This window comes from Actinacidiphila epipremni, from assembly GCF_012034175.1.
Classification (GTDB): Bacteria; Actinomycetota; Actinomycetes; order Streptomycetales; family Streptomycetaceae; genus Actinacidiphila; species Actinacidiphila epipremni.
Window position 1 is genome coordinate 14,431 of record NZ_JAATEJ010000042.1, and the last position, 23,642, is coordinate 38,072.

The following is a 23,642-nucleotide window of genomic DNA, read 5'->3' on the forward strand; positions in this document are numbered from 1 at the left end:
CACCGCATGGCACATCCGATCGAGAGGCGGCACGTGAGGCAAGGGCTCCGCGCAGCGCGGTCCACGCGAAGGCCGCAGGCCGCGCTGGGCGCGCTGGCGCTCGCCGTGGCGGTGGGCGTGCTCGGCACGCTGGCCGGCTGCACGGGCGGCGGCTCGACCGGCGACGGCAACGACGACAAGTCCTCGCAGCTCTCCGGCGACGAGGATCTGGCGTCCGCCCCGCCCGGCAAGTACAAAACGCTGCCGCAGCCGTGCATCGCGGTCGACCTGGACACGCTCAAGGCCCTGGTCCCGGGCGCCAGGACCTACGACGGCACGGAGTCGCTGACGTACGACACCGACCGCCGGGTGGGGTGCAGCTGGCAGGCCAAGGGGCCGGACGGCGCCGACCGCTCGCTGGTGATCGACATGGAGCGGGTCGTCTCCTACGACCCGGCGGTCAGCGACGAGGTCGAGGCCAAGACGCAGTACGACCAGCAGGTCGCCGACGCCCAGATCCCCCCGCTGCCGCTGCCCGGCGCGACGACGTCCCCGCCCGCGAGCACCTCCACCCCGACGAGCACCCCGACGTCCGCCACCCCCGGCGGCACCGACGGCCCCGGCACCTCGACCGGCCCCGGCGACAACGGCACCGGCGGCACCGGTGACGGCGGCGGCAGCGACACCGCCGGCAAGGACTACGGCCCGCGCCGGCTGACGGACGTCGGCAACGCCGCCTTCATCTACGACACCGTCAAGCAGCCCAAGAGCGGCGCGCGCCGCGATGTGACGTTGGTCTTCCGGACCGCCAATGTCCTGGTGACCATCCACTACGGCCAGGCCGCCCCGCCCGCCGCCACCGCCCCGCCGCAACCGGCTGACCTGCAAGAAGACACCGAAAAGGTGGCCCAGCAGCTGGAGAAGAAGGTCGAGGGCTGAGCAGCCGACGTCCGGGGCGCCCACCGGCGACCCCTTAGGGTGGAGGGCCGAACGGCCGTACAGGCACCCCGCACGAGGACTGGATCCCGGGACCATGGAACGACGACGCACCGCACCGCGCCGGGCCCTGCTGCTGGCGTGCGCCGCGGCCGTCCCCGCGCTGCTGCTCGCCGGCTGCTCCTCCGGCGGCTCCGATTCAGGCTCGGGTTCGGGCTCCGGCTCCGGCTCGAGCTCCGCCGGCAAAAGCACCACGGCCGGTACGAACGGCAAGAGCACCGGCGCCACAAGCACCTCCGCCGGGCAGAGCGCGACCCGGACCCCCGCCCCGGGCAAGTTCGCGACCCTCCCCGACGCCTGCACCTCCGTCGGCAAGGCCACCGTCACCGCGCTCGTCCCCAAGGCGAAGTCCGCAGCCGGCACACCGACCGACGCCGACGCCGCCGACCACACCCGCAGCGGCTGCTCCTGGACCGGCAACGGCGCGGACGGCTACCAGTACCGCTGGCTCGCCGTCACCCTCCAGCGCTTCGACGCCACGCCGACCTCCTCCGCCGAGGACCAGGCGAAGGAACGGTTCGCCGGCCAGGTCGCCACCCTGGGCAAGACGCCGGGCGCCGCCACCACCGCGGTCACCGGCGTGGGCGACCAGGCCACGACGGTCGCCGCGAAGGCCACCGTCGTCAAGGTCACCTCGCAGAACGCCACGCTCCTGGCCCGTACCGGCAACGTCGTGGTGATCGTCGAGTACAACGGCGCGGGCCTCGAAGGCAAGAAGAACCCGACCGCGGCCGACGTCGACAGCGGGGCGCTGCGCGCCGCCAAGGACGCGGTCGCGGCGATCGCGGCGGCGAACGCGTAACAAACCCCGCCCCGCCCGTCCGTAATCCGGCGCCAATCCGTACGTTTGTCCGGCCGGGAACGCCGTCCGGCCGACATCCGGGTGTGGCAGGCTGGGGCGGCCAGTTGCCGAGTCGCAGGAGGGGTCGCGGGTGGCCGCGATACGTTTGACCAAGACTCACCGCATATTGGTCGGGGTGGTCATCACCGGTGCCGTCATCATCGCCGGCATCGGCTTCGCCGGTTCCTACGCCGCCGTGCGCACGCTCGCACTGCACAAAGGTTTCGGCTGGTTCGCCAACGTCTTCCCGATCGGCGTGGACGCGGGCATCGTCGTGCTGCTCGCCCTGGACCTGCTGCTGACCTGGCTGCGGATCCCCTTCCCGCTGCTGCGGCAGACCGCGTGGCTGCTGACCGCCGCGACCATCGCCTTCAACGGCGCCGCGGCCTGGCCGGACGCGCTGGGCGTGGGCATGCACGCGATCATCCCGGTGCTGTTCGTGGTGTCGGTGGAGGCCGCGCGGCACGCGATCGGCCGGATCGCCGACATCACCGCCGACAAGCACATGGAGGGCGTCCGCTTCACCCGCTGGCTGCTCGCGCCCTTCCCCACCTTCCGGCTGTGGCGGCGCATGAAGCTGTGGGAGCTGCGGTCGTACGAGGAGGTCATCCGGCGCGAGCAGGACCGGCTGGTCTACCGGGCGCGGCTGCGGGCCCGCTACGGCGTCGCGTGGCGCCGCAGGGCGCCCGTCGAGGCGATCATGCCGCTGCGGCTGGCGAAGTACGGCGTGCCGCTGTCGGAGACGGGCGACGCAGGGCTCGCGGCGGCCGGCATCGAGCCGCTGGGGGCGATGGAGCTGACCGCGGGGCAGGCCGTCGCGGAGGAGGCCGCCGCTGCCGAGGGCGCGACGCCCGCGGTGACGGCGGGGCCGGCAGCAGCGGGCGTGCCCGCCGCGGTGGCCGGTGCCGCCGCCTCGGCCTCGCCCGCCGCCTCCCCCGCCGCCGAGCCGCAGCACGCCGAGCCCGCGGACATCCCCGAGCCGCTGTACGCCGAGCAGGTGTACGGCCACCCGTACGACCCGCGGTTCGACCCGCGCTACGACCCGAACTTCGACCCGCGCTACGACCCCAGGTACGACCCGCGGTACGCCTACGACCAGCAGCAGGCCCAGCTCCAGCAGTTCCAGGCCGGCAACCACGACAGCCCCTGGTTCGCCTCCCAGCAGCTGCCGCAGCAGGTCGGCCCGGGCGGTGTGCCGCAGGGCCCCGCGGCGGAGCCGGAGCCGGTGGCGCAGGTCATGGTGCCGTCCGGGCCCGAGCGCACCCGGCCGCTGGGCGGCGGCGCGGGCGTGAACGGCGCGGGCGCTGTGAACGGCGTGAACGGCAACCTCGGCCGTACGATCCCGGGCCCGCGCGCCGAGGAGTACCCGGCGCACGCCCAGCAGCCCGTACCGGCCCAGCAGCCGCAGCCGCAGCCTCAGTTCCAGCCCCAGGCGCAGGCTCCCCAGCCCCAGGCCCCGCAGCCCGAGCCGGCCGCCGAGCCCGATGCGGAGCCGGCCCCCGTACCCGCACCCGCGCTGGACATCCCGGAGGGCGTCTCCGTCGAGGAGGCGTACTTCGCCGCGTACCGCCAGTACGTCCGCGAGCAGGGCCACTTCCCCAACGCCCGGCAGTTCGCCCGCTACCTGCCGAGCCTCTACGGCGGCACGGCCCCCGAGGAGCGGGACCTGGTCGCGACGATCCGCGACATGCGCTACCGCTTCCAGTCGGAGGCCGACACCGAGCACATCCCGTAAAGCCCGAGGACGCAAGCCCCGGCGCGGACAGCCGGTGGCCGAGCGGCGGACAGGCCGAAGGCCCGGGCGGACACGGTCCGCGCGGGCCTTCGGCATGTGCCGCCAAGGGCGGTGCTACGGGCGGGCGATGACGCCCGTCGGCTGGAGCGGCTCGTACCCCTGCGCCAGCAGCTCCGCGGTCACCGTGACGGGGCCGGGAGCGCCGGCCACGCAGGTGACGGTGAAGGGCGTGCTGTAGGTGCCGCCGGGCGCCAGGTCGACGGCGGAGGGCGGGGTGATGTCGGCGGTGAGCGTGCCGCCGGTGCCCGAGGTGAGCGTGACGGGCGAGCCGTTGGCGGTCACCGTCACGTCGCCGGGGGTGAGGCCGCCGGGGCCGGACAGCACCAGCCGGGTGCCGACCTGGCTGTAGTACGGGCCGTCGGCCGGGCTGGTGAAGGTGATGGTGCCCTGGAGCGAGCAGGGCTGGCCGCCACCGCCACCCCCGCCGCCGCCACCGCCGCGCACGGCGGACGCGGTGTCCGCGCTGCCGACCCGGGCCGGCGGCGTGTCCGGCATGCCCCACGTGCCGGGGCCGGTGGGCTTGCCCGGGGTCCCGGGGTTGCCGGTGACGCTGATACGGCCCTTCGCGACGCCGTCGACGGTGAAGTCGTAGACCGTGCCGTTGACGGTGAGGTTGTCGACGTAGGTGTCCAGGCTCGCGCTCGCGTCGCCGAGCCGCCCGACGTTGGCGATCACGCCGATCGCCCCGTCGGTGGCGGCGTTGCAGGTGGTGGCGTAGTCGCTGAACGGGTGGTCGCTGCCGGCCGCGAACGGCCCGACCGCGCGGGAGGTGCGCCACAGGGCGGCGCCGCCGGCGTCGAAGTGCCGCCAGGTGTCGGCGACGGCGCCGGTGCGGCCCTGCGTGTCGGTGGCCAGCTGCGGCTGGAAGCTGAGCGTGGTGAAGGCGCCCTGGCAGAAGCCGGGCAGCTGCAGGTTCGCGCCGTAGGGGATCGCGGAGGGCGTGGAGGTCCAGCTGCGCACGTACATGTCGTACGACAGGGTGCTCGCGCCGATCGCGCTGAACGGCACGACCTGGCTGTAGTAGTGCGCGGCCTGCGACTGCTGGGCCTGGGGGGCGCCGGCGACGGACAGGTGGAGGCTGCCGTTGAAGCGCACCGGGTCGGCGAACGGCGAGACCTCCTGCACGCCGAAGGGGCGCCCGGCGTTGCCCGGGTCGTCCTGGAGGCGCAGCCAGGGGCCTTGCGGGCCGAGCTGGGCGGCGGTGACCCGCTGGTGGACGACGGGCGCCGCGGACGCGGTCCCGGCGGCGAGGAGGACGGGCGCGGCCACCACGGCCGCGGCGGTGACGGACGCGGCGAGGCGCGTGGTGAGGCGGGGCATACGGCAGGGCTCCCATCGAGCGGTCCGGCAAAAGGGAACCTATGAGTCCCTCCCGGCCGCGCCCGCGACGCCCACACCTCGCGTTTCTCACCCGCCCGGCCGCCGAAAAACGCCCGTACGGAGCCTGCCCGGCCGCCGGCGCGGGCGGGCTCCGTACGGGCCGGGAGGCTCAGCCGCCGAAGCCCAGCAGGGTGCGGACCCGGTCCTGGCCCACCGCGAGCAGCAGGGTGGGCAGCCGCGGCCCGGTGTCGCGGCCGACCAGCAGCTCGTACAGCAGCGCGAAGAACGACCGCTGGGCGACCTTCAGCTCCGGTGTGGGCTTGGCGTCCGGCGCCAGGCCCGCCTGGATCTTCGGCACCGCGTAGACCAGCGTCGTCAGCCCGTCCAGCGACCAGTGCGAGGCCAGCCCGTCGGCCAGCAGCTTCAGCGCCCCGCGGTCGCTGTCGTCCAGCGCCGCCAGCCGCTCGGTGTCGGGTTCGGCCCGCACCACCGTGCGCTGCTCGGCGGGCACCTGGGTGGTGATCCACGCCTCGGCCCGGTCCAGCCGCGGCCGGACCTCGTCCAGCGAGGCCAGCGGGCGCTCCGGGTCCAGCTCGGACAGGATCCGCAGCGTCTGCGCCTGCGCCCCGGCGGTGATGTCGGCGACCGACGCCAGCGTCCGGTACGGCATCGGCCGCGGGGTGCGCGGCAGCTCACCGGCGGCGGTGCCGACGGCGCGGGAGTACGCGGCGGCGTCGGCGGGCAGCACCGTGCCGTCCTCGACCTTGCGCGTCAGCGCGTCCCACTCGTCGTAGAGCCGCTGGATCTCCTGGTCGAAGGCGATCTTGAAGGACTGGTTGGGGCGGCGCCGCGCGTACAGCCAGCGCAGGAGCTGCGGCTCCATGATCCGCAGCGCGTCCTCGGGCACCGGCACCCCGCCCTTGGAGGAGGACATCTTCGCCATCCCGGAGATGCCGACGAAGGCGTACATCGGCCCGATGGGCTGCTCCCCGCCGAAGATCGGCCCGACGATCTGCCCGCCGACCTGGAAGGACGAGCCGGGCGAGCTGTGGTCGACGCCGGACGGCTCGAAGACCACGCCTTCGTACGCCCAGCGCATCGGCCAGTCGACCTTCCACACCAGCTTGCCGCGGTTGAACTCGCTCAGCCGCACCGTCTCGCCGGCGCCGCACGTGCAGGTGTACGTCAGCTCGGTCGTCTTGTCGTCGTAGGCGGTGACGGTGGTGAAGTCCTTGCCGCACTCCACGCAGTAGGGCTTGTACGGGTAGTAGGCCGAGCCGCTTCCGCTGCCGTCGTCCTCGGCGGCGGCGCCGGAGCCCTCCGCCGCGGCGATCTCCGCCTCGTCCAGCGGCTTGTTCTGCTGGTTCTGCTTGGCGGGCGCCTTCTTCGTGCGGTACTGCGCGAGGATCGCGTCGATGTCGGCGCGGTGCCGCATGGCGTGCAGGATCTGCTCGCGGTAGGCGCCCGAGGTGTACTGCGCCGTCTGGCTGATCGGGTCGTACGCGACGCCGAGCGCGGCGAGCGAGGCCGCCATCTGGGCCTTGAAGTGCTCCGCCCAGTTCGGGTACGGCGAGCCGGCGGGCGCCGGCACCGACGTCAGCGGCTTGCCGATGTGCTCGGCCCACGACGGGTCGACGCCCGCGACGCCGTTCGGCACCTTGCGGTACCGGTCGTAGTCGTCCCAGGAGATCAGGTGCCGCACCTCGTGTCCGCGGCGGCGGATCTCGTCGGCCACCAGGTGGGGTGTCATGACCTCGCGCAGGTTGCCCAGGTGGATCGGGCCGGAGGGGCTGAGGCCGGACGCGACGACGACGGTTTTCCCGGGTGCGCGGCGCTCCGACTCGGCGATGACGTCGTCCGCGAAACGGGAGACCCAGTCGGTCTCGGTGCTGCCAGCCACGGCTCGTTCCTTCCTGGTCCGCGGGGCCGCCCCTGAGGCGCCCCGGCCGTTCCAGTCTCCCAGACCCGCGCTCCCCGCCACGCCCGCCCTGTGGACAACCGGCCGTCCCACGCGCCCCCTGTGGATAACCCGCTCGCCCCGACCGGCGGCCGTGGGAGACTGGGACGGTTGAACCCTAGGTTTCAAGGCGGCCCCACGGCCACACCTTTGAACCGCCCCCGATCCCGACACACGAAACGGCACCTTTCATGGCTTCGGTCGCTTCCCTCTCCGCCTCGCTCCAGCAGCGTGTCTCGGCCGCCCTCGCGGCGGCCGTGCCGTCGGCCGTCGGCGCCGACCCGCTGCTGCGACGCAGCGACCGGGCCGACTTCCAGGCCAACGGGGTGCTGGGCCTGGCCAAGCGGGCCAAGACCAATCCGCAGGCGCTGGCCGCCCAGGTCGTCGAGGCGCTGCCGGCGCAGGGCCCCGGTGCGGACGGCGACGTGATCGCCGCCGTGGAGGTCTCGGGCCCCGGTTTCCTCAACATCACGGTGTCGGACGCCGCCATCACCCGCAATGTCGCGGCCCGCGCCGCCGACGACCGGCTCGGCGTGCCCTTCACGGACAAGCCCGGCATCACCGTCGTGGACTACGCGCAGCCGAATGTGGCGAAGGAGATGCACGTCGGCCACCTGCGCTCGTCCGTGATCGGCGACGCGATCGTGCAGATCCTGGAGTTCGGCGGCGAGCAGGTCGTCCGCCGGCACCACATCGGCGACTGGGGCACCCAGTTCGGCATGCTCGTGCAGTATCTGATCGAGCACCCCCACGAGCTGGACCACAGCGAGCACGAGGCGAACGCGGGCGAGGCGTCGATGTCCCGGCTCGACCGGCTGTACAAGGCGTCGGGCGCGCTGTTCCGGTCCGACGAGGCGTTCAAGGAGCGCTCGCGGCGCCGGGTGGTGGATCTCCAGGCGGGCGATCCGGAGACGGTCGCGCTGTGGCAGCGGTTCGTGGACGAGTCGAAGATCTACTTCGACTCCGTCTACCGCAAGCTGGACATCGAGATCCGCGACGAGGACATCGTCGGCGAGTCCGGTTACAACGACATGCTGGCCGAGACGTGCGAGCTGCTGGAGAAGTCCGGCGTCGCGGTGGAGTCGCACGGCGCGCTGTGCGTGTTCTTCGACGACATCAAGGGCAAGGACGGCGAGCCGGTCCCGCTGATCGTCCGCAAGGCCGACGGCGGGTACGGCTATGCGGCCACCGACCTGTCCGCGATCCGCAACCGGACGGGCGTGCTGCACGCCGACACGCTGCTCTACGTGGTGGACGTGCGGCAGTCGCTGCACTTCAAGATGGTCTTCGAGACCGCCCGCAGGGCAGGCTGGCTCACCGACGGCGTCACCGCCCGGCATCTGCCGTTCGGCACGCTGCTCGGCAAGGACGGCAAGCCGTTCAAGACCCGGGCCGGCGAGAGCGTGAAGCTGGAGGACCTGCTGGACGAGGCGGTGCAGCGCGCGACCGCCGTCGTCCGGGAGAAGGGCGAGAAGATCGGCCTGACCGAGGCGGAGATCACCGCCAACGGCACGCAGGTCGGCATCGGCGCGGTCAAGTACGCCGACCTGTCCACGTCGCTGGGCCGGGACTACGTCTTCGACCTGGACCGGATGGTGTCGCTCAACGGCGACACCAGCGTCTACATCCAGTACGCCTACGCCCGTACGCAGTCGATCTTCCGCAAGGCCGCGCAGGACCAGCGGGCCGCGGCGCACCCGGAGCTGGCGCTGGAGCCCGCCGAGCGCGCGCTGGGCCTGCATCTGGACGCGTTCGGCGACACCCTGGCCGAGGTCGCCAAGGTGTACGAGCCGCACCGCCTGGCGTCGTATCTCTACCAGCTGGCGTCGCTGTTCACGACGTTCTACGAGCAGTGCCCGGTGCTCACCGCCGAGGGCGGCCCGGCCCAGGTGGAGAACCGGCTGCTGCTGTGCGAGCTGACCGCCCGCACCCTGCGGCAGGGCCTGTCGCTGCTGGGCATCCGCACCCCCGACCGCCTCTGAGGCCCCGCCCCGCCCGCCGATCTGCTCGGCGGGCGGGCCGCCGCCACCTGTGGTCCGATGGTGGGGTCAGGGCGGCACCGAGGGCAGGTGGACGGCACGTGGCGGAAGCGGGCGGCGACGACCGGCGGATCGACTACCGGGCGGTCTACAAGCGGCTGCCCGCCGGCATCGCGCTGTTCACCCCGGACCTGCGCTACCTGGACGCCAACGACGCCTATCTGCAAGTGGCCGGCCACAGCCTCGACGACCTCGTCGGCCGCTACGTCTTCGACGTCTTCCCCGACAGCCCGCAGCGCGCCCACACCGCCAACGGCCCGGTCAACCTCCTCGCCTCGCTGCGGCACGTCCTGCGCACCCGGGAGCGCGACTCGCTCGCCCTCCAGCGCTACGACGTCGAGATGCCCGACCGCCCCGGCACGTTCCAGAAGCGCTACTGGAGCATCATCAACACCCCCGTCCTCGACGAGGACGGCGAGGTCGCCCTCATCGCCCACCGGGTCGAGGAGGTCACCGCCTTCATGAAGGCCCGCGGCAGCGGCCCGGCCGGCCACGGCAAGCTGGAGGCCGAGCTGTACATGCGGGCCCGCGAGCTCCAGGATATCAACGCGCGGCTGCGCCGGGCCCACGCCCACGAGCGGGAGGTCGCCCTCACCCTGCAGTCCGCGCTGCTGCCCGCGCCCCACCCGGTCGGCCACCGCTCCGCGGTCCGCTACCACCCCGCGGTCGGCGCGCTCAATGTGTGCGGCGACTGGTACGACCTGGTGGACCTGCCCGGCGACCGCACCGCCGTGGCCGTCGGCGACGTCGTCGGCCACGGCCTGACCGCCGCGTGCGTCATGGGCCAGCTCAGAAGCGCCCTGAGCGCCGCCGCCCGGGTCACCGAGGGCCCCGCGCAGGCGCTGGACGCGCTGGGCCTGTACGCCAGGTCGGTGGCCGGCGCGCAGTCCACGACCGTCGTCAACGCCGTCATCGACTGGGGCGCCCGCACCCTCGCGTACAGCAACGCCGGCCACCCGCCGGCCGCCCTGATGCACCCGGACGGCACCGTCGACTTCCTCGACCGGGCCACCGACCCGCCGCTGGGCGCCCGGCCCTTCCACCAGCCGCGCCCGCAGGCCGGCGTCGGCTTCGAGACCGGCGCGACGCTCGTGCTCTACACCGACGGGCTCATCGAGCGCCGCCACGAGGACATCGACGTCGGCCTCGCCCGCCTGGCCGCCTCCCTGACCCGCCACAACGGCGCCGACCCCGAACGCCTGGCCGACGCGCTCCTGGCCGAACTCCTCCCGCCCGGCGGTGCGACGGACGACACCGCCCTGGTGATCCTGCGCCTGTGACCCCACCGCCCCGCGGCCCGTATTCGACGTCAGATGCCAAAGCAGGCACACAGGTTCCGTTCTGCCAGGGACGTTCACGGCATGTTCACCGGATGCCCCCCTGCGCTCGGTAACTTCGCGCGGGTTGGGGGGCCGACGACGAGCCGAGCGGACGGCAGGAACCCCACATGGCGCTCCCCGCGGACAACGACCTGACGACGTCCTCCCAGGTCACGCTCCCCACGCCCATCCCGCAGCCCACCGCCGGGCAGCGCCCCACCGCTCCCCCGGCACGGCACCCCGGCAGACGGCGGCTCTACGTCCTCGACGGGCTGCGGCTGCTGGCCGCGCTCATGGTGGTCCTCTACCACTACGTCAGCTACGACACGGCGAAGGAATGGGGCGTCGACAGCAACGCCGTACGGCAGTCCCTCCCGCACCGCTTCGCCGTATACGGCTGGCTCGGGGTGTATCTGTTCTTCCTCATCAGCGGCTTCGTGATCTGCATGTCGTGCTGGAACCGCACACCGCGGCAGTTCATCGTGTCGCGCTTCGTCCGCCTGTACCCGGCGTACTGGTTCGCGATCGTCGTGACGACGGCCCTGGTGGTGCTGACCCCGGGGCACTCGGCGCTGCGCGTCAGCGACGTGCTGACCAACGCGACGATGATGCAGGGCGGCCTGGGCGTCCCGAACCTCGACGGCGTGTACTGGACGCTGTGGGCGGAGCTGCGCTTCTACATGCTCTTCGCGGTCGTCGTGGTGCTCGGCGTGAACTACCGCCGGGTGGTGGCCTTCTGCGTCGTGTGGATGGCCGCCGCCGTCCTCGCCGAACGCGCGCACAACACGCTGCTGACCATCGTCGTCGAGCCCGACTACGCGCCCTTCTTCATCGGCGGCATCGGCATCTACCTGATGTACCGCTTCGGGCCGCGCCCCGAGCTGTGGCTGCTGATCGTGGCGAGCTGGCTCCAGGGCCAGTTCCAGCTGGTCACGCTGGTGCAGGACGCCATGAGCCACACCGTCACCCCCGTCTCCTGGACGGTGTCGGTGGCCCTCGTCGCCGTCTTCTACGCGGTGCTCGTCGCGGTCGCCACCGGCAGGCTGGAGTTCCTCAACTGGCGCTGGCTGACGGTCGCGGGCACGCTCACCTACCCGCTCTACCTGATCCACGACGGCATCGGCCTGCAGGTCATCCGCCAGGCCCACGACCGGGTCCCGCCGCTCGTCCTGGTCACCGGCCTGGTCTGCGCCATGCTGGCGGCCTCCTACCTCGTCCACCGGCTGGTCGAGCAGCCGCTGGCACGCCGGCTCAAGGACTGGCTCACCCCGGCGGCGAAAGCGCCGGCCCGCTAGGCGGGCGGGGTGGCCCGGATGTCGGACCCTGCCCCTACAGTTCCGTTCCATGGCGATGCTTCCCAACCCCCTCCCGGCCCTCGCGGACGACCCGACCGGCTCCGCTCTCGGCCTGCACCTGCCGCCCGGGCGTCTCGTGGCCGACACGGCGGACGGCCCGTGGCACGAACCGCTGCTGTGGATCGCCGAGGAGAAGGCGGAACTCGACGCGTGGGGGTCGCTGCTGCCGGCCCGGGCGGCGGGCCTGCACCCGGTGCTGATCGACCTCGCGCGCTTCGGGCTGCCGGAGTGGGATCTGGCCCCGGCGCGGATGTCCTACCCGGGCGACCACGACGCCGAGGAGGTGCTGGCCGACTACTGGACCGGCGCGGCATGGCAGGACGACGCGGAGGACGACCTGGAGGGCGACCCGGAGGAGGACGAGCCCACGCAGGCCCCCGCGGACGCGGACGAAGCCGCGGAGGAGGACGACGACGCCTGGCCCGGGCTCGCCCCCGCCGGCGTACCGGAGGCGGATGTGGACGAGCGGGCCGCCGAGACCGCCGAGGGCCTGGTCGCCACCCTCTTCGACGACGCGCACATCGCCCTGGTCCGGGCCCGCCGCAGCGCCGACATACCGGCCGCGATCGGCTGGAGCGGCCCGCTCAACCACGAGAACGACGTGGCGAAGCTGTCCGCGGTGCTGCGCTCTTGGGAGGACCGCTTCGGCATACGCGTCGTCGCCCTCGGCTTCGACACCCTCACGGTGTCCGTCGCCGCCCCGCCCCGTACGCCCGAGGAGGCCCTGGCGGTCGCCGCCGAGCACTACGCCTTCTGCCCGGACAACGTGGACCAGGGCTGCGGCTCGCTGGAGGAGTACGCGGCCGAGGAGGTGCTGGGCAGCCCGCAGTGGAGCTTCTGGTGGGACTGAGCCCGGGCAGCCGGGCCTCAAAGCCGAGCCCGAGCCCCGGTCCGGGCCCGCGACCGCACGCTCAGAGGCGCTGCGCGACCTCGGTCGCCCAGTACGTCAGGATCATGTTCGCGCCCGCCCGCCGGATCGAGGTGAGCGTCTCGGTGATCGCCCGGTCCCGGTCGATCCAGCCGTTGGCCGCCGCCGCCTCGACCATCGCGTACTCGCCGGAGATCTGGTACGCGGCCACCGGCACGTCCACCGCCGCGGCGACCTTGGTCAGCACGTCCAGGTACGGCAGCGCGGGCTTGACCATGACCATGTCCGCGCCCTCGGCGAGGTCGAGGGCGAGCTCGCGCAGCGACTCCCGGGCGTTCGCCGGGTCCTGCTGGTAGGTCTTGCGGTCGCCCTGGAGCGAGGAGTTGACGGCCTCCCGGAAGGGCCCGTAGAAGGCGGAGGCGTATTTGACGGTGTAGGCGAGGATCGCCACGTCCTGCTTGCCGATCGCGTCGAGCGCGTCCCGCACCACGCCGACCTGGCCGTCCATCATGCCCGAGGGGCCGACGACATGGACGCCGGCGTCCGCCTGGACCTGCGCCATCTCGGCGTAGCGCTCCAGGGTGGCGTCGTTGTCGACCCGGCCCTCGGCGTCCAGGACGCCGCAGTGGCCGTGGTCGGTGAACTCGTCCAGGCACAGGTCGGACATGACGACCATGGCGTCGCCGACCTCGGAGACGACGTCCCGGATGGCCTGCTGGAGGATGCCGTCCGGGTCGGTGCCCGCGCTGCCGACGGCGTCCTTCACCTCGGGCACCCCGAAGAGCATGATGCCGCCGACGCCGGCCGCCGCCGCCTCCGCGGCGGCCTTGCGCAGGGTGTCGCGGGTGTGCTGGAAGACGCCGGGCATCGAGGAGATCGCCTGCGGCTCGCTGATGCCCTCGCGTACGAACGCGGGCAGGATCAGCTCGGCGGCGCTCAGCCGCGTCTCGGCGACCATCCGCCGTATCGCCGGGGTCGTCCGCAACCGCCGGGGCCGCGCCCCCGGGAATTCGCCGTAGCTCACCATGCCTTCCACGGTACGCCCGCCCGCGGGGTGCTCTTCCCGACGCGCAGTCGGCGCCGCCGGGCCAGGGGTTACCGGCGGGACGCGGAGACCGCGCGACCGGCCGCGGCCGTGGCGCGGGTCGCCACCGCCCCACGAACGGGGACCTGTCCGGCCCGGGCCACCTGGTCGTCAGTGGCTGGTCGCGCAGTTCTCCCCCAGCGCTTCGTCTGGGGGTGCCCCCACGCGCCCCTGAGACGCACCCCACCTCGCAGAGGTGCGCTCAGACCCGCGCGCGCCGCCTGGCGCCCGGCCGGCGCTCGCTCGGCCTCGTCACCGGGTCCCCGGCGAGCGTCGCGGCCTCCCGGCGGGCCGTGCCGAAGTCGGCGAGGGCCTGGGCCAGGGCGTGCACGGACGGCTCGGGAGCCATCACGTCGACCCGCAGCCCGTGCTCCTCGGCCGTCTTGGCGGTCGCCGGGCCGATACACGCGATGACGGTCACGTTGTGCGGCTTGCCCGCGATGCCGACGAGGTTGCGCACCGTCGAGGACGACGTGAAGAGCACCGCGTCAAAACCGCCGCCCTTGATCGCCTCCCGGGTGTCGGCCGGCGGCGGGGAGGCCCGTACGGTCCGGTAGGCGGTCACGTCGTCGACCTCCCAGCCCAGATCGACCAGGCCGGCCACCAGCGTCTCGGTGGCGATGTCGGCGCGCGGCAGGAACACCCGGTCGATCGGGTCGAAGACCGGGTCGTACGGCGGCCAGTCCTCCAGCAGCCCGGCCGCGGACTGCTCGCCGCTGGGCACCAGGTCGGGCTTGACGCCGAACTCGACGAGCGCCCGCGAGGTCTGCTCGCCGACCGCGGCGACCTTTATCCCGGCGAAGGCCCGCGCGTCCAGCCCGTACTCCTCGAACTTCTCCCGTACCGCCTTGACGGCGTTGACGGAGGTGAAGGCGATCCACTCGTAGCGTCCGGTCACCAGCCCCTTGACGGCCCGCTCCATCTGCTGCGGGGTGCGCGGCGGCTCGACGGCGATGGTGGGCACCTCGTGCGGCACGGCGCCGTACGAGCGCAGCTGGTCGGAGAGCGAGGCGGCCTGCTCCTTGGTGCGCGGCACGAGCACCCGCCACCCGAACAGCGGCTTGGTCTCGAACCACGACAGGTGCTCGTGCTGGCCCGCGCGCTCACCGACCACGGCTATGGCCGCGATGGGGCCCTCGGGCGTGGGAAGCGCCTTGGTGGCCTTCAGCTCGGCGGCGATGGTCGCGAGCGTCGCGGTCCAGGTGCGCTGCCGGGTGGTGGTGCCGGCCACGGTGACCGACAGCGGGGTGTCGGGCCCCCGTCCGGCGCCGATCAGCTCGGCGGCGGCAGCCGCGACGGTCTGCAGCGTGGTGGAGACCACCAGCGTCGCGTCGCTCGCGCCGACCTCGCCCCAGCAGCCCGCCGACGCGGTCGCGGCGTCCACGAAGCGCACCCCGCCGCTGAGCGGCACCCCGGCGTACGCGGGCACGCCGACCTCGGTGGCGATGCCGGGCACGACCTCGAAGGGGATGCCGGCCTGGGCGCACGCGAGCATCTCGGCGGCGGCGCAGGAGTCGAGGCCCGGATCGCCGGCGACCGCGCGGACGACCCGCTTGCCGGTGCGCGCGGACGTCATGACAAGCTGTGCAGCGGCATCGGCGACGGCGGTGGTGTCCAACACCTCGCCGTCCGCGGCCGGTTCGGCTGTGTGCACGTCCGCGCGGGCGTGCGCGCGGACGACGTCGAGCACGTTCTTGTCGCCGACGAGCAGGTCGGCGAGGGCGAGCGCCTCGACGGCGCGCAGGGTCAGCAGCCCGGGGTCACCGGGCCCGGCACCGAGGAAGGTGACGTGACCGTTGGCGGTCCGCCCGGCGGGGCCGGGGCTTGCGGCGGTGCCGGGCGACAGGGCCGTGGCGGCGTCGGTCGCGGGGTTGGTCGTAGCGACGGCGGCGGGGTTCAAGGTGTGCGCTCCCCCATAAGACCGGCCGCGCCCTTGGCGAGCATCTCGGCGGCGAGTTCACGGCCGAGGGCACGCGCTTCGTCGTCGGACGCCGGTGCGGGACCGGTGATGGACATCTGCACCAGCTCGGTGCCGTCGGTGGTGCCGACGACGCCGCGCAGGCGCAGCTCGGTAGCCTGCCCGTCGGCCACGAGGTCGGCCAGCGCGCCCACGGGGGCGCTGCAGCCGGCCTCGAGGGCGGCGAGCAGGGATCGCTCGGCGGTCACGGCGACCCGGGTGCCCGGGTCGTCGAGCTCGGCGAGCTGTGCGGCCAGCTCCGGGTCAGAAGCGGCGCACTCGACGGCCAGCGCCCCCTGGCCGGGGGCGGGCAGCACGATGTCGGCCGCGATCAGCTCGGTCGCCTCGGCGAGCCGGCCGATCCGGTTCAGCCCGGCGGCGGCCAGCACGACGGCGTCGAGCTTGCCGGAAGTAACGTACCCGATCCGGGTGTCAACGTTGCCACGGATCGGGACGGTCTCGATGTCCAGGCCGTGTGACCGCGCCCACGCGTTGAGCTGCGCCATGCGGCGCGGCGAGCCGGTGCCGATCTTCGCGCCGGCCGGCAGCGTGCCGAAGGTGCGGCCCCCGCGGGAGACCAGCGCGTCACGCGGGTCCTCGCGGACCGGCACGGCGGCCAGCGTCAGGCCGTCGGGGGCGGCGGTGGGCAGGTCCTTCAGGCTGTGCACGGCGAAGTCGATGTCCCCGGCGAGCAGCGCGTCGCGCAGCGCGGAGACGAAGACGCCGGTACCGCCGATCTGGGCCAGGCTCTCGCGGGAGACGTCACCGTAGGTGGTGATCTCGACGAGTTCGACGTCGCGTCCGGTCAGCTCGCGGACCTGCTGGGCGACCATGCCGGACTGGGCCATGGCGAGTTTGCTGCGCCTGGTGCCGAGCCGCAGGGGGCGGCGGGCCGGGGCGTCGGTGGTGCGGGGGGTGTGCGCCGGGTCAGTCATTGCCGCTCTCGATTCGGTTGGGCACCCGGGCCGCGGGCCTGGGGGTTTCGGCCCGGCTGACGGCGGCGACCGCCTGCGGGTCGAGGTCGAAGAGTTCCCGCAGCGCGTCGGCGTACCCGGCACCGCCGGGCTCGCCCGCGAGCTGCTTGACCCGCACGGTCGGCGCGTGCAGGAGCTTGTCGACGACGCGGCGCACGGTCTGGCCGATCTCCGCGCGCTGCTTGTCGTCCAGACCGGGCAGCCTACCCTCCAGCCGGGCGAGTTCACCCGCCACGACATCGGCGGCCATGGCGCGCAGCGCCACCACGGTCGGGGTGATACGGGCGGCTCGCTGGGCGGCGCCGAAGGCGGCGACCTCCTCGGCGACGATCGCCTGGACGGCCTCCACGTCGGCGGCCATGGGCGCGTCGGCGGACGCGGCGGCCAGCGACTCGATGTCGACCAGGTGCACGTTCGGCAGTTCGTGCCCGGCCGGGTCGACGTCCCGCGGCATCGCCAGGTCCAGTACGGCCAGTGGTCCTGCCGCGCTGAGGTCGTCGGCGCCGAGGACCAGGCCGGTGGAGCCGGTGCAGGACACGACGACGTCGGCGTCCAGCAGCGCGGTCGCGAGCTTGGCCATGCCCACCGCCCGGGCCTGCGTGCCCTGCTCGGTGAGCTGGGCGGCGAGCCGGACGGCGCGCTCGGGGGTGCGGTTGGCGATGGTCACCCGGGCGACGCCGGCGCGGGCCAGCGTGACCGCGGCCAGCGACGACATGGAGCCGGCGCCGACGACCAGGGCGCGCTTGCCGCCCAGCGGGCCGGTGGCGGGGGCGAGCTGGGCCAGGCCGAAGGTGACCAGGGACTGGCCCGCGCGGTCGATGCCGGTCTCGGAGTGGGCGCGCTTGCCGACCCGCAGCGCCTGCTGGAAGAGGTCGTTGAGCAGCCTGCCCGCGGTGTGCAGCTCCTGCCCGACGGCGAGCGCGTCCTTGATCTGGCCGAGGATCTGGCCCTCGCCGACGACCATCGAGTCCAGCCCGCAGGCCACCGACAGCAGGTGGTGGACGGCGCGGTCCTCGTAGTGGACGTACAGATACGGGGTCAGCTCCTCCAGCCCGACCCCGCTGTGCTGGGCCAGCAGCGTGGACAGCTCGGCGACGCCGGCGTGGAACTTGTCGACGTCGGCGTACAGCTCGATGCGGTTGCAGGTGGACAGCGCCACGGCCTCGCTCGCGGGCTCGGCGGCGAGGGTGTCCAGGAGCAGCTTGCCGCGCGCGTCCTCGCTGAGCGCGGCGCGCTCCAGCACACTGACCGGCGCACTGCGGTGCGACAGCCCGACCACAAGAAGACTCATGCGCATCCCTCGCTACGCTCGGGCTCGCCTTCGCCTTGGACGCACCTTTTGATCATTCGCTCGCTACGCTCGCTCATGCGGGCATCACGGCGGGTACGTCCCCGTCCGGCTCCTGGCGGCCCTCTGTCTCGCCTGCCTTGCGCTGCTCGTGGAAGGCGAGGATCTGCAGCTCTATGGACAGGTCCACCTTGCGTACGTCCACGCCGTCGGGCACCGACAGCACGGTCGGGGCGAAGTTCAGGATCGAGGTCACCCCGGCGCCGACCAGCCGGTCGGTGACCTCCTGCGCGGCGCCGGCGGGCGTGGCGATGACGCCGATGGACACCTGGTTGTCGGCGACGATGCTCTCCAGCTCGTCGATGTGCCGTACCGGCAGGCCCGCGACCAGCCGTCCGGCGAGTGAGGCGTCGGCGTCCAGCAGCGCGGCGACCCGGAAGCCGCGGGAGGCGAATCCGCCGTAGTTGGCGAGGGCGGCGCCCAGGTTGCCGATCCCGACGATGACGACCGGCCAGTCCTGCGTGAGGCCGAGCTCCCGGCTGATCTGGTAGACGAGGTATTCGACGTCGTAGCCGACGCCCCTGGTCCCGTACGAGCCGAGGTAGGAGAAGTCCTTGCGCAGCTTGGCCGAGTTCACCCCGGCTGCGGCGGCGAGCTCCTCCGACGACACGGTGGGCACCGAGCGCTCGGACAGAGCGGTCAGCGCCCGCAGGTACAGCGGAAGCCTGGCGACGGTGGCCTCGGGAATCCCTCGGCTTCGGGTCGCCGGTCGGTGCGATCGGCCAGTTGCCACGGTGCTCCTGCGGGTAGAGCTGGGCTGAGGGCGGCCACGGTCGTTGGAGCCGCCCCGTGCACGCCAGGCTATGTCTTTGTGAACGCGTGCACAAAGATGGTGTCCGATTTGCCGGGCGGAAGTGATGGGCATCACGCACCCCCACAACGGACATTGGGCACACTCTGGCCCGCCGAAACGTTGCTGCGGCGCTTCCAGAGGGCGTCCGCGGACCCCGGCAGAGCGCCGGCGTCGGGCCAGCGCACACCCGCGGCCTGCGACAACCGCTCGGCCACCGCGGCGGACTCCGGGCCGCCGCCGACCGTAGCGGTCTCGGACACGAAGTGGCCGAAAAGCGCCGCCGTGGTGCGCGCGTCGCCCAGCGCCGTGTGCGGCGGCCACCCGGGCACCCCCAGCGCCCGCGCGCACGCGTGCAGCGACAGTCCGTACGGTACGGGCGCGCCGGCGAAGTGCTCGGCGGCCATCCGCATCGTGCACAGCTCCGGCACCGCCGGCAGCCGTACCCCGACCCGGGCGAACTCGGCGGCCAGGAACGCCCGGTCGCAGCCCACGTTGTGCCCGACCAGCACCCGGCCGCGCAGCAGCCCCATCAGCCGGGCGGCGATCCCGGCGAACCGCGGGGCGCCGCCCAGGTGCGCGGCCTCGATGCCGTGGATGTGCGTCGGCCCGACCGGGCCCTGCGGATCGACGAGGGTGCTGAACTCGCCCTCGGCCCCGAGCTCCCGGTCCAGCAGCACGACGGCGACCTCCACCACCCGGTGCCGGCGGGACGACGACCCGGTCGCCTCCACGTCGACCACCGCGAAGCCGCGGGCCGCCTCCACCACCACCGAGGGCACTCGGCACGCTCCTCACACATCGCCCCCGGCCGTACAAAACGCCCCCGATCCTACCCGACCTCGCTTCATGCCCTTTCGGGCAAGATCGCCGGCGACGTGCGGGCCCAGGCAGGCAGGGGCAGGTGGCGGCGGTACGGAGGGGTGCGCGGGGCGTGGGCGGCGGTCAGCCGGTGAGCGCGCGGCGCAGCCGGTCGGGGTCGACCCGCCAGAAGGTGTGCTGCTCGCCGTCGACGAGGACGACCGGGATCTGCTCCCAGTAGCGGCGGTGGAGGTCCTCGTCGCGAGTGATGTCCTGCTCCTCGACGGTCGCGCCGGTCTCGGCGGCGACCTGCCGCACCACCGTGCGGGCGTCGTCGCACAGGTGGCAGCCGGGCTTGCCGATGAGGGTGACGGTCCTTGCGGGTGACGGGGTCGGCGCGTGGGTCATACGGGTCATTGTGCCCCCGGGCCGCCCCGGGCCGCCCCGGGCCCGATCCCGGCCACCCCGACCCCGATCACGGCGGCCCCGGGCCCGACGCCTGGCGGACATGGCCGGTTCACGCACCGGCATCGTGCGCGAACCGGCCATGTCGCACAGGCTCGTTATGCTCGACGACATGGCCGCTCTCAAATGGCTCACCCCCCGCAGGCAGTCCGCCACGCAGCGGAGTGTCGAGGCCGGCGAGGCCGCCGCAGCCGCCGCGGAGGCGGCACTCGCGACGAAGCCGGCGAAGCCCCGGCCCGAGGACACCGCGCCCGGCGCGGCGCCGGAAGCCGCTCCCGGCGGCAAGCCGGAGGAGGTCCCCTTCCCGGTGTCCGGCGACCCGCGGGCGGCGGCGTTCTTCGACCTCGACAACACGGTGATGCAGGGCGCCGCGATCTTCCACTTCGCCCGCGGCCTGTACAAGCGGCACTTCTTCGACACCCAGGACCTGCTGCGGTTCGCCTGGCAGCAGGCGTACTTCCGGATGGCCGGCGCCGAGGACCCCGAGCACATGCAGGACGCCCGCGACAGCGCGCTGTCCATCGTCAAGGGGCACCGCGTCGAGGAGCTGATGTCCATCGGCGAGGAGATCTACGACGAGTACATCGCCGGCAAGATCTGGCCGGGCACCCGCGCCCTCGCCCAGGCCCACCTCGACGCCGGCCAGCGGGTGTGGCTGGTGACGGCCGCCCCGATCGAGACCGCCACCATCATCGCCCGCCGGCTGGGCCTGACCGGCGCGCTCGGCACCGTCGCGGAGTCCGTCGACGGCGTCTACACCGGCCGGCTGGTCGGTGAGCCGCTGCACGGCCCGGCCAAGGCCGAGGCGGTGCGGGCGCTGGCGATGAGCGAGGACCTGGACCTGTCGCGGTGCGCCGCGTACAGCGACTCGCACAACGACATCCCGATACTGTCCCTGGTCGGCCACCCGTACGCGATCAACCCCGACAGCAGGCTGCGCAAGCACGCCCGCGCCGAGGGCTGGCGGCTGCGCGACTACCGCACCGGCCGCAAGGCGGCCAGGGTCGGCATCCCGGCCGCCGCGGGGATGGGCGCGCTCGCCGGCGGCGCCGCCGCGGCCGTCGCGATCAGCCGCCGCCGCAAGTGACGGCGCCGCCCGCGCGCTTCCTGCCGGCGTAACAGCCGCACCAGCCGTCACAGCGGTGACGGCCGCCGGGGCGCGGCGTCTCCACGGTCACAACACGCCCTCTGCGCGACCTGTTCACGAACGGAAGTGGTCAACAAGAGCCACACGTTCGATAATTGGTCGATCATCATTCCGTACAGGAAGTGGCGCAAACGGCGATTTGCGCAACTCGGTGTAGCGTCGCCTGTACGAAGCGTTATTCTCCTCAGACGCAATCCGGAACCCACGCGTCGCCACGACGGGTGAACGGTCCCGTACTGCACGTGATGGAAGTCCTGCCTCTGGGAGTCCCGTGTACCCACACGACGGGGTTGACACCTCCGGCCTGGCTGCGTTGCGCGCACTGGTGCTCCAGCACCTGACGCGCGCGGTCCCCGCGTACGCCGTGCCCGCCCTCGCCACGTCAGTTCCCACCGTCCCCGGGCCCGCGTACGCGCTGGCCGAGATCAGCACCGCCGCAGGCAGACGCACCCGCAACAGCACCGGAGCCGCCGGTACCCACGCCGCGCCCGCCGGCCCCCAGGCGCGCCGCCCCGCCGCCGACACCGACTCCGGCCGCATGATGGACCTGGTCGAACGCGCCCAGGACGGCGAGACCGAGGCCTTCGGGCGGCTCTACGACCACTACAGCGACACCGTCTACCGCTACATCTATTACCGCGTCGGCTCCAAGGCCACCGCCGAGGACCTGACGAGCGAGACCTTTCTGCGCGCCCTGCGCAGGATCGGCACCTTCACCTGGCAGGGCCGCGACTTCGGCGCATGGCTGGTCACCATCGCCCGCAACCTGGTCGCCGACCACTTCAAGTCGAGCCGTTTCCGCCTCGAAGTGACCACCGGCGAAATGCTCGACGCCAACGAGGTCGAGCGCAGCCCCGAGGACTCCGTCCTGGAGTCCCTGTCCAACGAGGCGCTGCTCACCGCGGTGCGCAAGCTCAACCCGCAGCAGCAGGAATGCGTCACCCTGCGCTTCCTGCAGGGCCTGTCGGTGGCCGAGACGGCCCGGGTGATGGGCAAGAACGAGGGCGCGATCAAGACGCTCCAGTACCGCGCGGTGCGCACCCTCGCCAGACTCCTGCCCGACGACGCGAGGTGACCTCCCGGTGCCGCCGCCGCACGATCATCACACCTGCGTAACCCAACTGGCGCGGCACTCGTTGCTTCCCATGCAGACAACTTCGCGCTGCGGTGAGCCCCGCGCTTTTCACCCGTTCGGGTGCAAGGGCACGGGCAGTGCAACCCACGGGCGGCACGGGGAGTCGAGTGTGGATGACGAGAGGAGGTGCCGCCCGTGATCGGACAGGCAACGGCACACCGCCGGGCGAACGCCTTCGCCCAGGCCCTTGAGAGCCTTGAGCGCCGTACGGACCAGGCGGACGCGGAGACCCGGCAGGACGGCGCCGCGCCCGGCGGCCACGGTACGCACGGCGCACACGCCGGCCATGGTGCGCACGGCGGCCATGCGGCCCACGGCAGCCATGCCACGGCCAGGGGCGCCGACCCCGAGCAGGCCGCGCTGCTGGCCCTCGCCGCGACGCTGACCGAGCAGCCGCGCCCCGCGCTCGACCCGGAGCGCAAGACCGTGCAGCGCGCGCAGCTCATCGCCGCGATGGAGCAGGCGCTCGCCGACGGCAGCTTCCCGGTCACCGCCCGGGTGCCCGAGCAGCGCGACGGCGGGCAGGGCGGCCGGGGCGTGCGCCGGCTCACCCCCGGCAGCAGGCTCACCCGCCGCCTCGCGGTCGGCGGGCTCACCGTCGGAGTGGCCGCCGGCGCCTTCGGCGGCGTCGCCGCCGCGAGCACCAACGCGCTGCCCGGCGACACCCTCTACCCGCTCAAGCGCGGCATGGAGGACCTCAAGCTGGACATGGCCAGCGGCGACTCCTCGCGCGGCAAGATCTACCTCGACATGGCCTCCACCCGGCTCCAGGAGGCCCGCCGCCTCATGGACCGCGGTCGCGGCGGGCAGCTCGACGACGAGTCGGTGGCCGAGGTGCGCAAGGCCCTGTCGGGCATGCACCAGGAAGCCACCGAAGGCCACAAGCTGCTCAGCCAGGCCTACCAGCAGGACGGCTCCCTGCAGCCGATCGAGACGCTCAACGACTTCTCCGCCGCCCACCGCCGGGGCTGGACGGAACTGCGCGGCAAGCTGCCCAGCCAGCTCGGGGACGTCTCCGAGCAGGTGTCGTCGGTCTTCGACGCCATAGACCAGGAGGTCGCGCCGCTCAAGGCGCTGCTGCCGCCGCCGGACAAGCACACCGGGAAGGGCCGCGACGGCTCGGCCGCCGGTGGCACGGGCGGCGGCCCGTCCGCCCCGGTCGGCGCGTCCCCGTCCGCCGGCGCCGGTACGACCCCGGGCCCGGAGGGCACGGGCACCGGCACCGCGAGCCCCTCGCCGTCGGGTACGACCCCGGCGCAGGGCCTGATCGGCGGCACCAACCCGCTGGGCCCGCTGCCGGGCCTGCCCACGGCGCCCTCCCCGACCGCCCCGCCCGGCTCGGACCACTCCGTCACCCTGCCCCCGCTGCTGCCCGGCCTGCTGCCGGGCCTGGGCCTGGGCACGACGACGGACGACGAGAACTGACGCCACGAGGCCCGTCCCCCCGGCTCGGGGGGACGGGCCTCGGCAGA

Annotated in this window: 19 protein-coding genes; 10 read left to right on the top strand and 9 right to left on the bottom strand. The window is 73.5% G+C overall.

The annotated features are described in order from the left end of the window. Positions 1–33: 33 nt before the first annotated feature. From HCN08_RS33075 to HCN08_RS33085, 3 genes are all read left to right on the top strand, one after another. Entirely contained in the window at positions 34–918 is an 885-nt protein-coding gene (locus tag HCN08_RS33075; RefSeq protein ID WP_167987025.1) for a hypothetical protein, read from the top strand. A 94-nt stretch (positions 919–1,012) separates the two neighbouring features. Then, positions 1,013–1,777, top strand: coding sequence for a DUF3558 domain-containing protein (locus tag HCN08_RS33080; protein WP_167987026.1), 765 nt, complete (start codon positions 1,013–1,015; stop codon positions 1,775–1,777). 130 nt (positions 1,778–1,907) lie between these two features. Then, a complete protein-coding gene (locus HCN08_RS33085) occupies positions 1,908–3,551 on the top strand; it encodes a DUF2637 domain-containing protein (protein ID WP_167987027.1) in 1,644 nt (547 codons plus the stop codon). A 114-nt stretch (positions 3,552–3,665) separates the two neighbouring features. Here HCN08_RS33085 and HCN08_RS33090 read toward each other — a convergent pair whose 3' ends face one another. Both HCN08_RS33090 and lysS read right to left on the bottom strand, forming a co-directional pair. Further along, entirely contained in the window at positions 3,666–4,931 is a 1,266-nt protein-coding gene (locus HCN08_RS33090; RefSeq protein ID WP_167987028.1) for a hypothetical protein, read from the bottom strand. A 169-nt stretch (positions 4,932–5,100) separates the two neighbouring features. Beyond that, positions 5,101–6,831, bottom strand: a complete 1,731-nt coding sequence (gene lysS, locus HCN08_RS33095; RefSeq protein ID WP_167987029.1) for a lysine--tRNA ligase — start codon at positions 6,829–6,831, stop codon at positions 5,101–5,103. 248 nt (positions 6,832–7,079) lie between these two features. Between lysS and argS the strand changes: the two genes are divergently transcribed. The 4 genes from argS (at position 7,080) to HCN08_RS33115 (ending at position 12,451) form a co-directional block, all read left to right on the top strand. Beyond that, complete coding sequence (gene argS / locus HCN08_RS33100) at positions 7,080–8,870, top strand: arginine--tRNA ligase (protein WP_167987030.1); 1,791 nt, start codon at positions 7,080–7,082, stop codon at positions 8,868–8,870. A gap of 98 nt (positions 8,871–8,968) precedes the next feature. After that, entirely contained in the window at positions 8,969–10,207 is a 1,239-nt protein-coding gene (locus tag HCN08_RS33105; RefSeq protein ID WP_167987031.1) for a PP2C family protein-serine/threonine phosphatase, read from the top strand. Between the two features lie 167 nt (positions 10,208–10,374). Further along, positions 10,375–11,541: an acyltransferase family protein gene (locus HCN08_RS33110; RefSeq protein ID WP_167987032.1), complete on the top strand. Its 1,167-nt coding sequence runs from the start codon at positions 10,375–10,377 to the stop codon at positions 11,539–11,541. Positions 11,542–11,590: 49 nt separating this feature from the next. Continuing rightward, positions 11,591–12,451 carry a DUF4253 domain-containing protein gene (locus HCN08_RS33115; protein WP_167987033.1) on the top strand — a complete coding sequence of 287 codons (861 nt, stop codon included), beginning with the start codon at positions 11,591–11,593 and terminating at the stop codon, positions 12,449–12,451. Positions 12,452–12,512: 61 nt separating this feature from the next. Here HCN08_RS33115 and hemB read toward each other — a convergent pair whose 3' ends face one another. The 7 genes from hemB to HCN08_RS33150 form a co-directional block, all read right to left on the bottom strand. Then, the gene (hemB, locus tag HCN08_RS33120; protein WP_167987034.1) at positions 12,513–13,496 is read right to left on the bottom strand and encodes a porphobilinogen synthase; all 984 of its coding nucleotides are present in this window, start codon (positions 13,494–13,496) and stop codon (positions 12,513–12,515) included. Positions 13,497–13,755: 259 nt separating this feature from the next. Then, a complete protein-coding gene (locus HCN08_RS33125; RefSeq protein ID WP_167987048.1) occupies positions 13,756–15,399 on the bottom strand; it encodes a bifunctional uroporphyrinogen-III C-methyltransferase/uroporphyrinogen-III synthase in 1,644 nt (547 codons plus the stop codon). A 50-nt stretch (positions 15,400–15,449) separates the two neighbouring features. After that, the gene (gene hemC, locus HCN08_RS33130; protein WP_167987035.1) at positions 15,450–16,445 is read right to left on the bottom strand and encodes a hydroxymethylbilane synthase; all 996 of its coding nucleotides are present in this window, start codon (positions 16,443–16,445) and stop codon (positions 15,450–15,452) included. Further along, entirely contained in the window at positions 16,438–17,775 is a 1,338-nt protein-coding gene (locus HCN08_RS33135; protein WP_167987036.1) for a glutamyl-tRNA reductase, read from the bottom strand. The genes hemC and HCN08_RS33135 overlap by 8 nt, the downstream gene beginning before the upstream one ends. Positions 17,776–17,848: 73 nt before the next feature. Next, entirely contained in the window at positions 17,849–18,565 is a 717-nt protein-coding gene (locus tag HCN08_RS33140) for a redox-sensing transcriptional repressor Rex (RefSeq protein WP_167987037.1), read from the bottom strand. Positions 18,566–18,696: 131 nt separating this feature from the next. Further along, on the bottom strand, positions 18,697–19,404 hold the full coding sequence (locus HCN08_RS33145; RefSeq protein WP_322974829.1) for a 3'-5' exonuclease: 708 nt from the start codon (positions 19,402–19,404) through the stop codon (positions 18,697–18,699). A 163-nt stretch (positions 19,405–19,567) separates the two neighbouring features. Next, positions 19,568–19,840: a glutaredoxin family protein gene (locus tag HCN08_RS33150; RefSeq protein ID WP_167987038.1), complete on the bottom strand. Its 273-nt coding sequence runs from the start codon at positions 19,838–19,840 to the stop codon at positions 19,568–19,570. 160 nt (positions 19,841–20,000) lie between these two features. On the opposite strand from HCN08_RS33150, the gene HCN08_RS33155 reads away from it, so the two are divergent. The 3 genes from HCN08_RS33155 to HCN08_RS33165 all read left to right on the top strand — a co-directional run bounded on the left by HCN08_RS33155 (position 20,001) and on the right by HCN08_RS33165 (position 23,595). Then, complete coding sequence (locus HCN08_RS33155) at positions 20,001–20,975, top strand: HAD family hydrolase (RefSeq protein WP_167987039.1); 975 nt, start codon at positions 20,001–20,003, stop codon at positions 20,973–20,975. Between the two features lie 331 nt (positions 20,976–21,306). Then, the gene (locus tag HCN08_RS33160) at positions 21,307–22,110 is read left to right on the top strand and encodes an ECF subfamily RNA polymerase sigma factor, BldN family (RefSeq protein ID WP_167987040.1); all 804 of its coding nucleotides are present in this window, start codon (positions 21,307–21,309) and stop codon (positions 22,108–22,110) included. 195 nt (positions 22,111–22,305) lie between these two features. Continuing rightward, positions 22,306–23,595, top strand: coding sequence for a DUF5667 domain-containing protein (locus HCN08_RS33165; RefSeq protein WP_167987041.1), 1,290 nt, complete (start codon positions 22,306–22,308; stop codon positions 23,593–23,595). Positions 23,596–23,642: the final 47 nt, after the last annotated feature.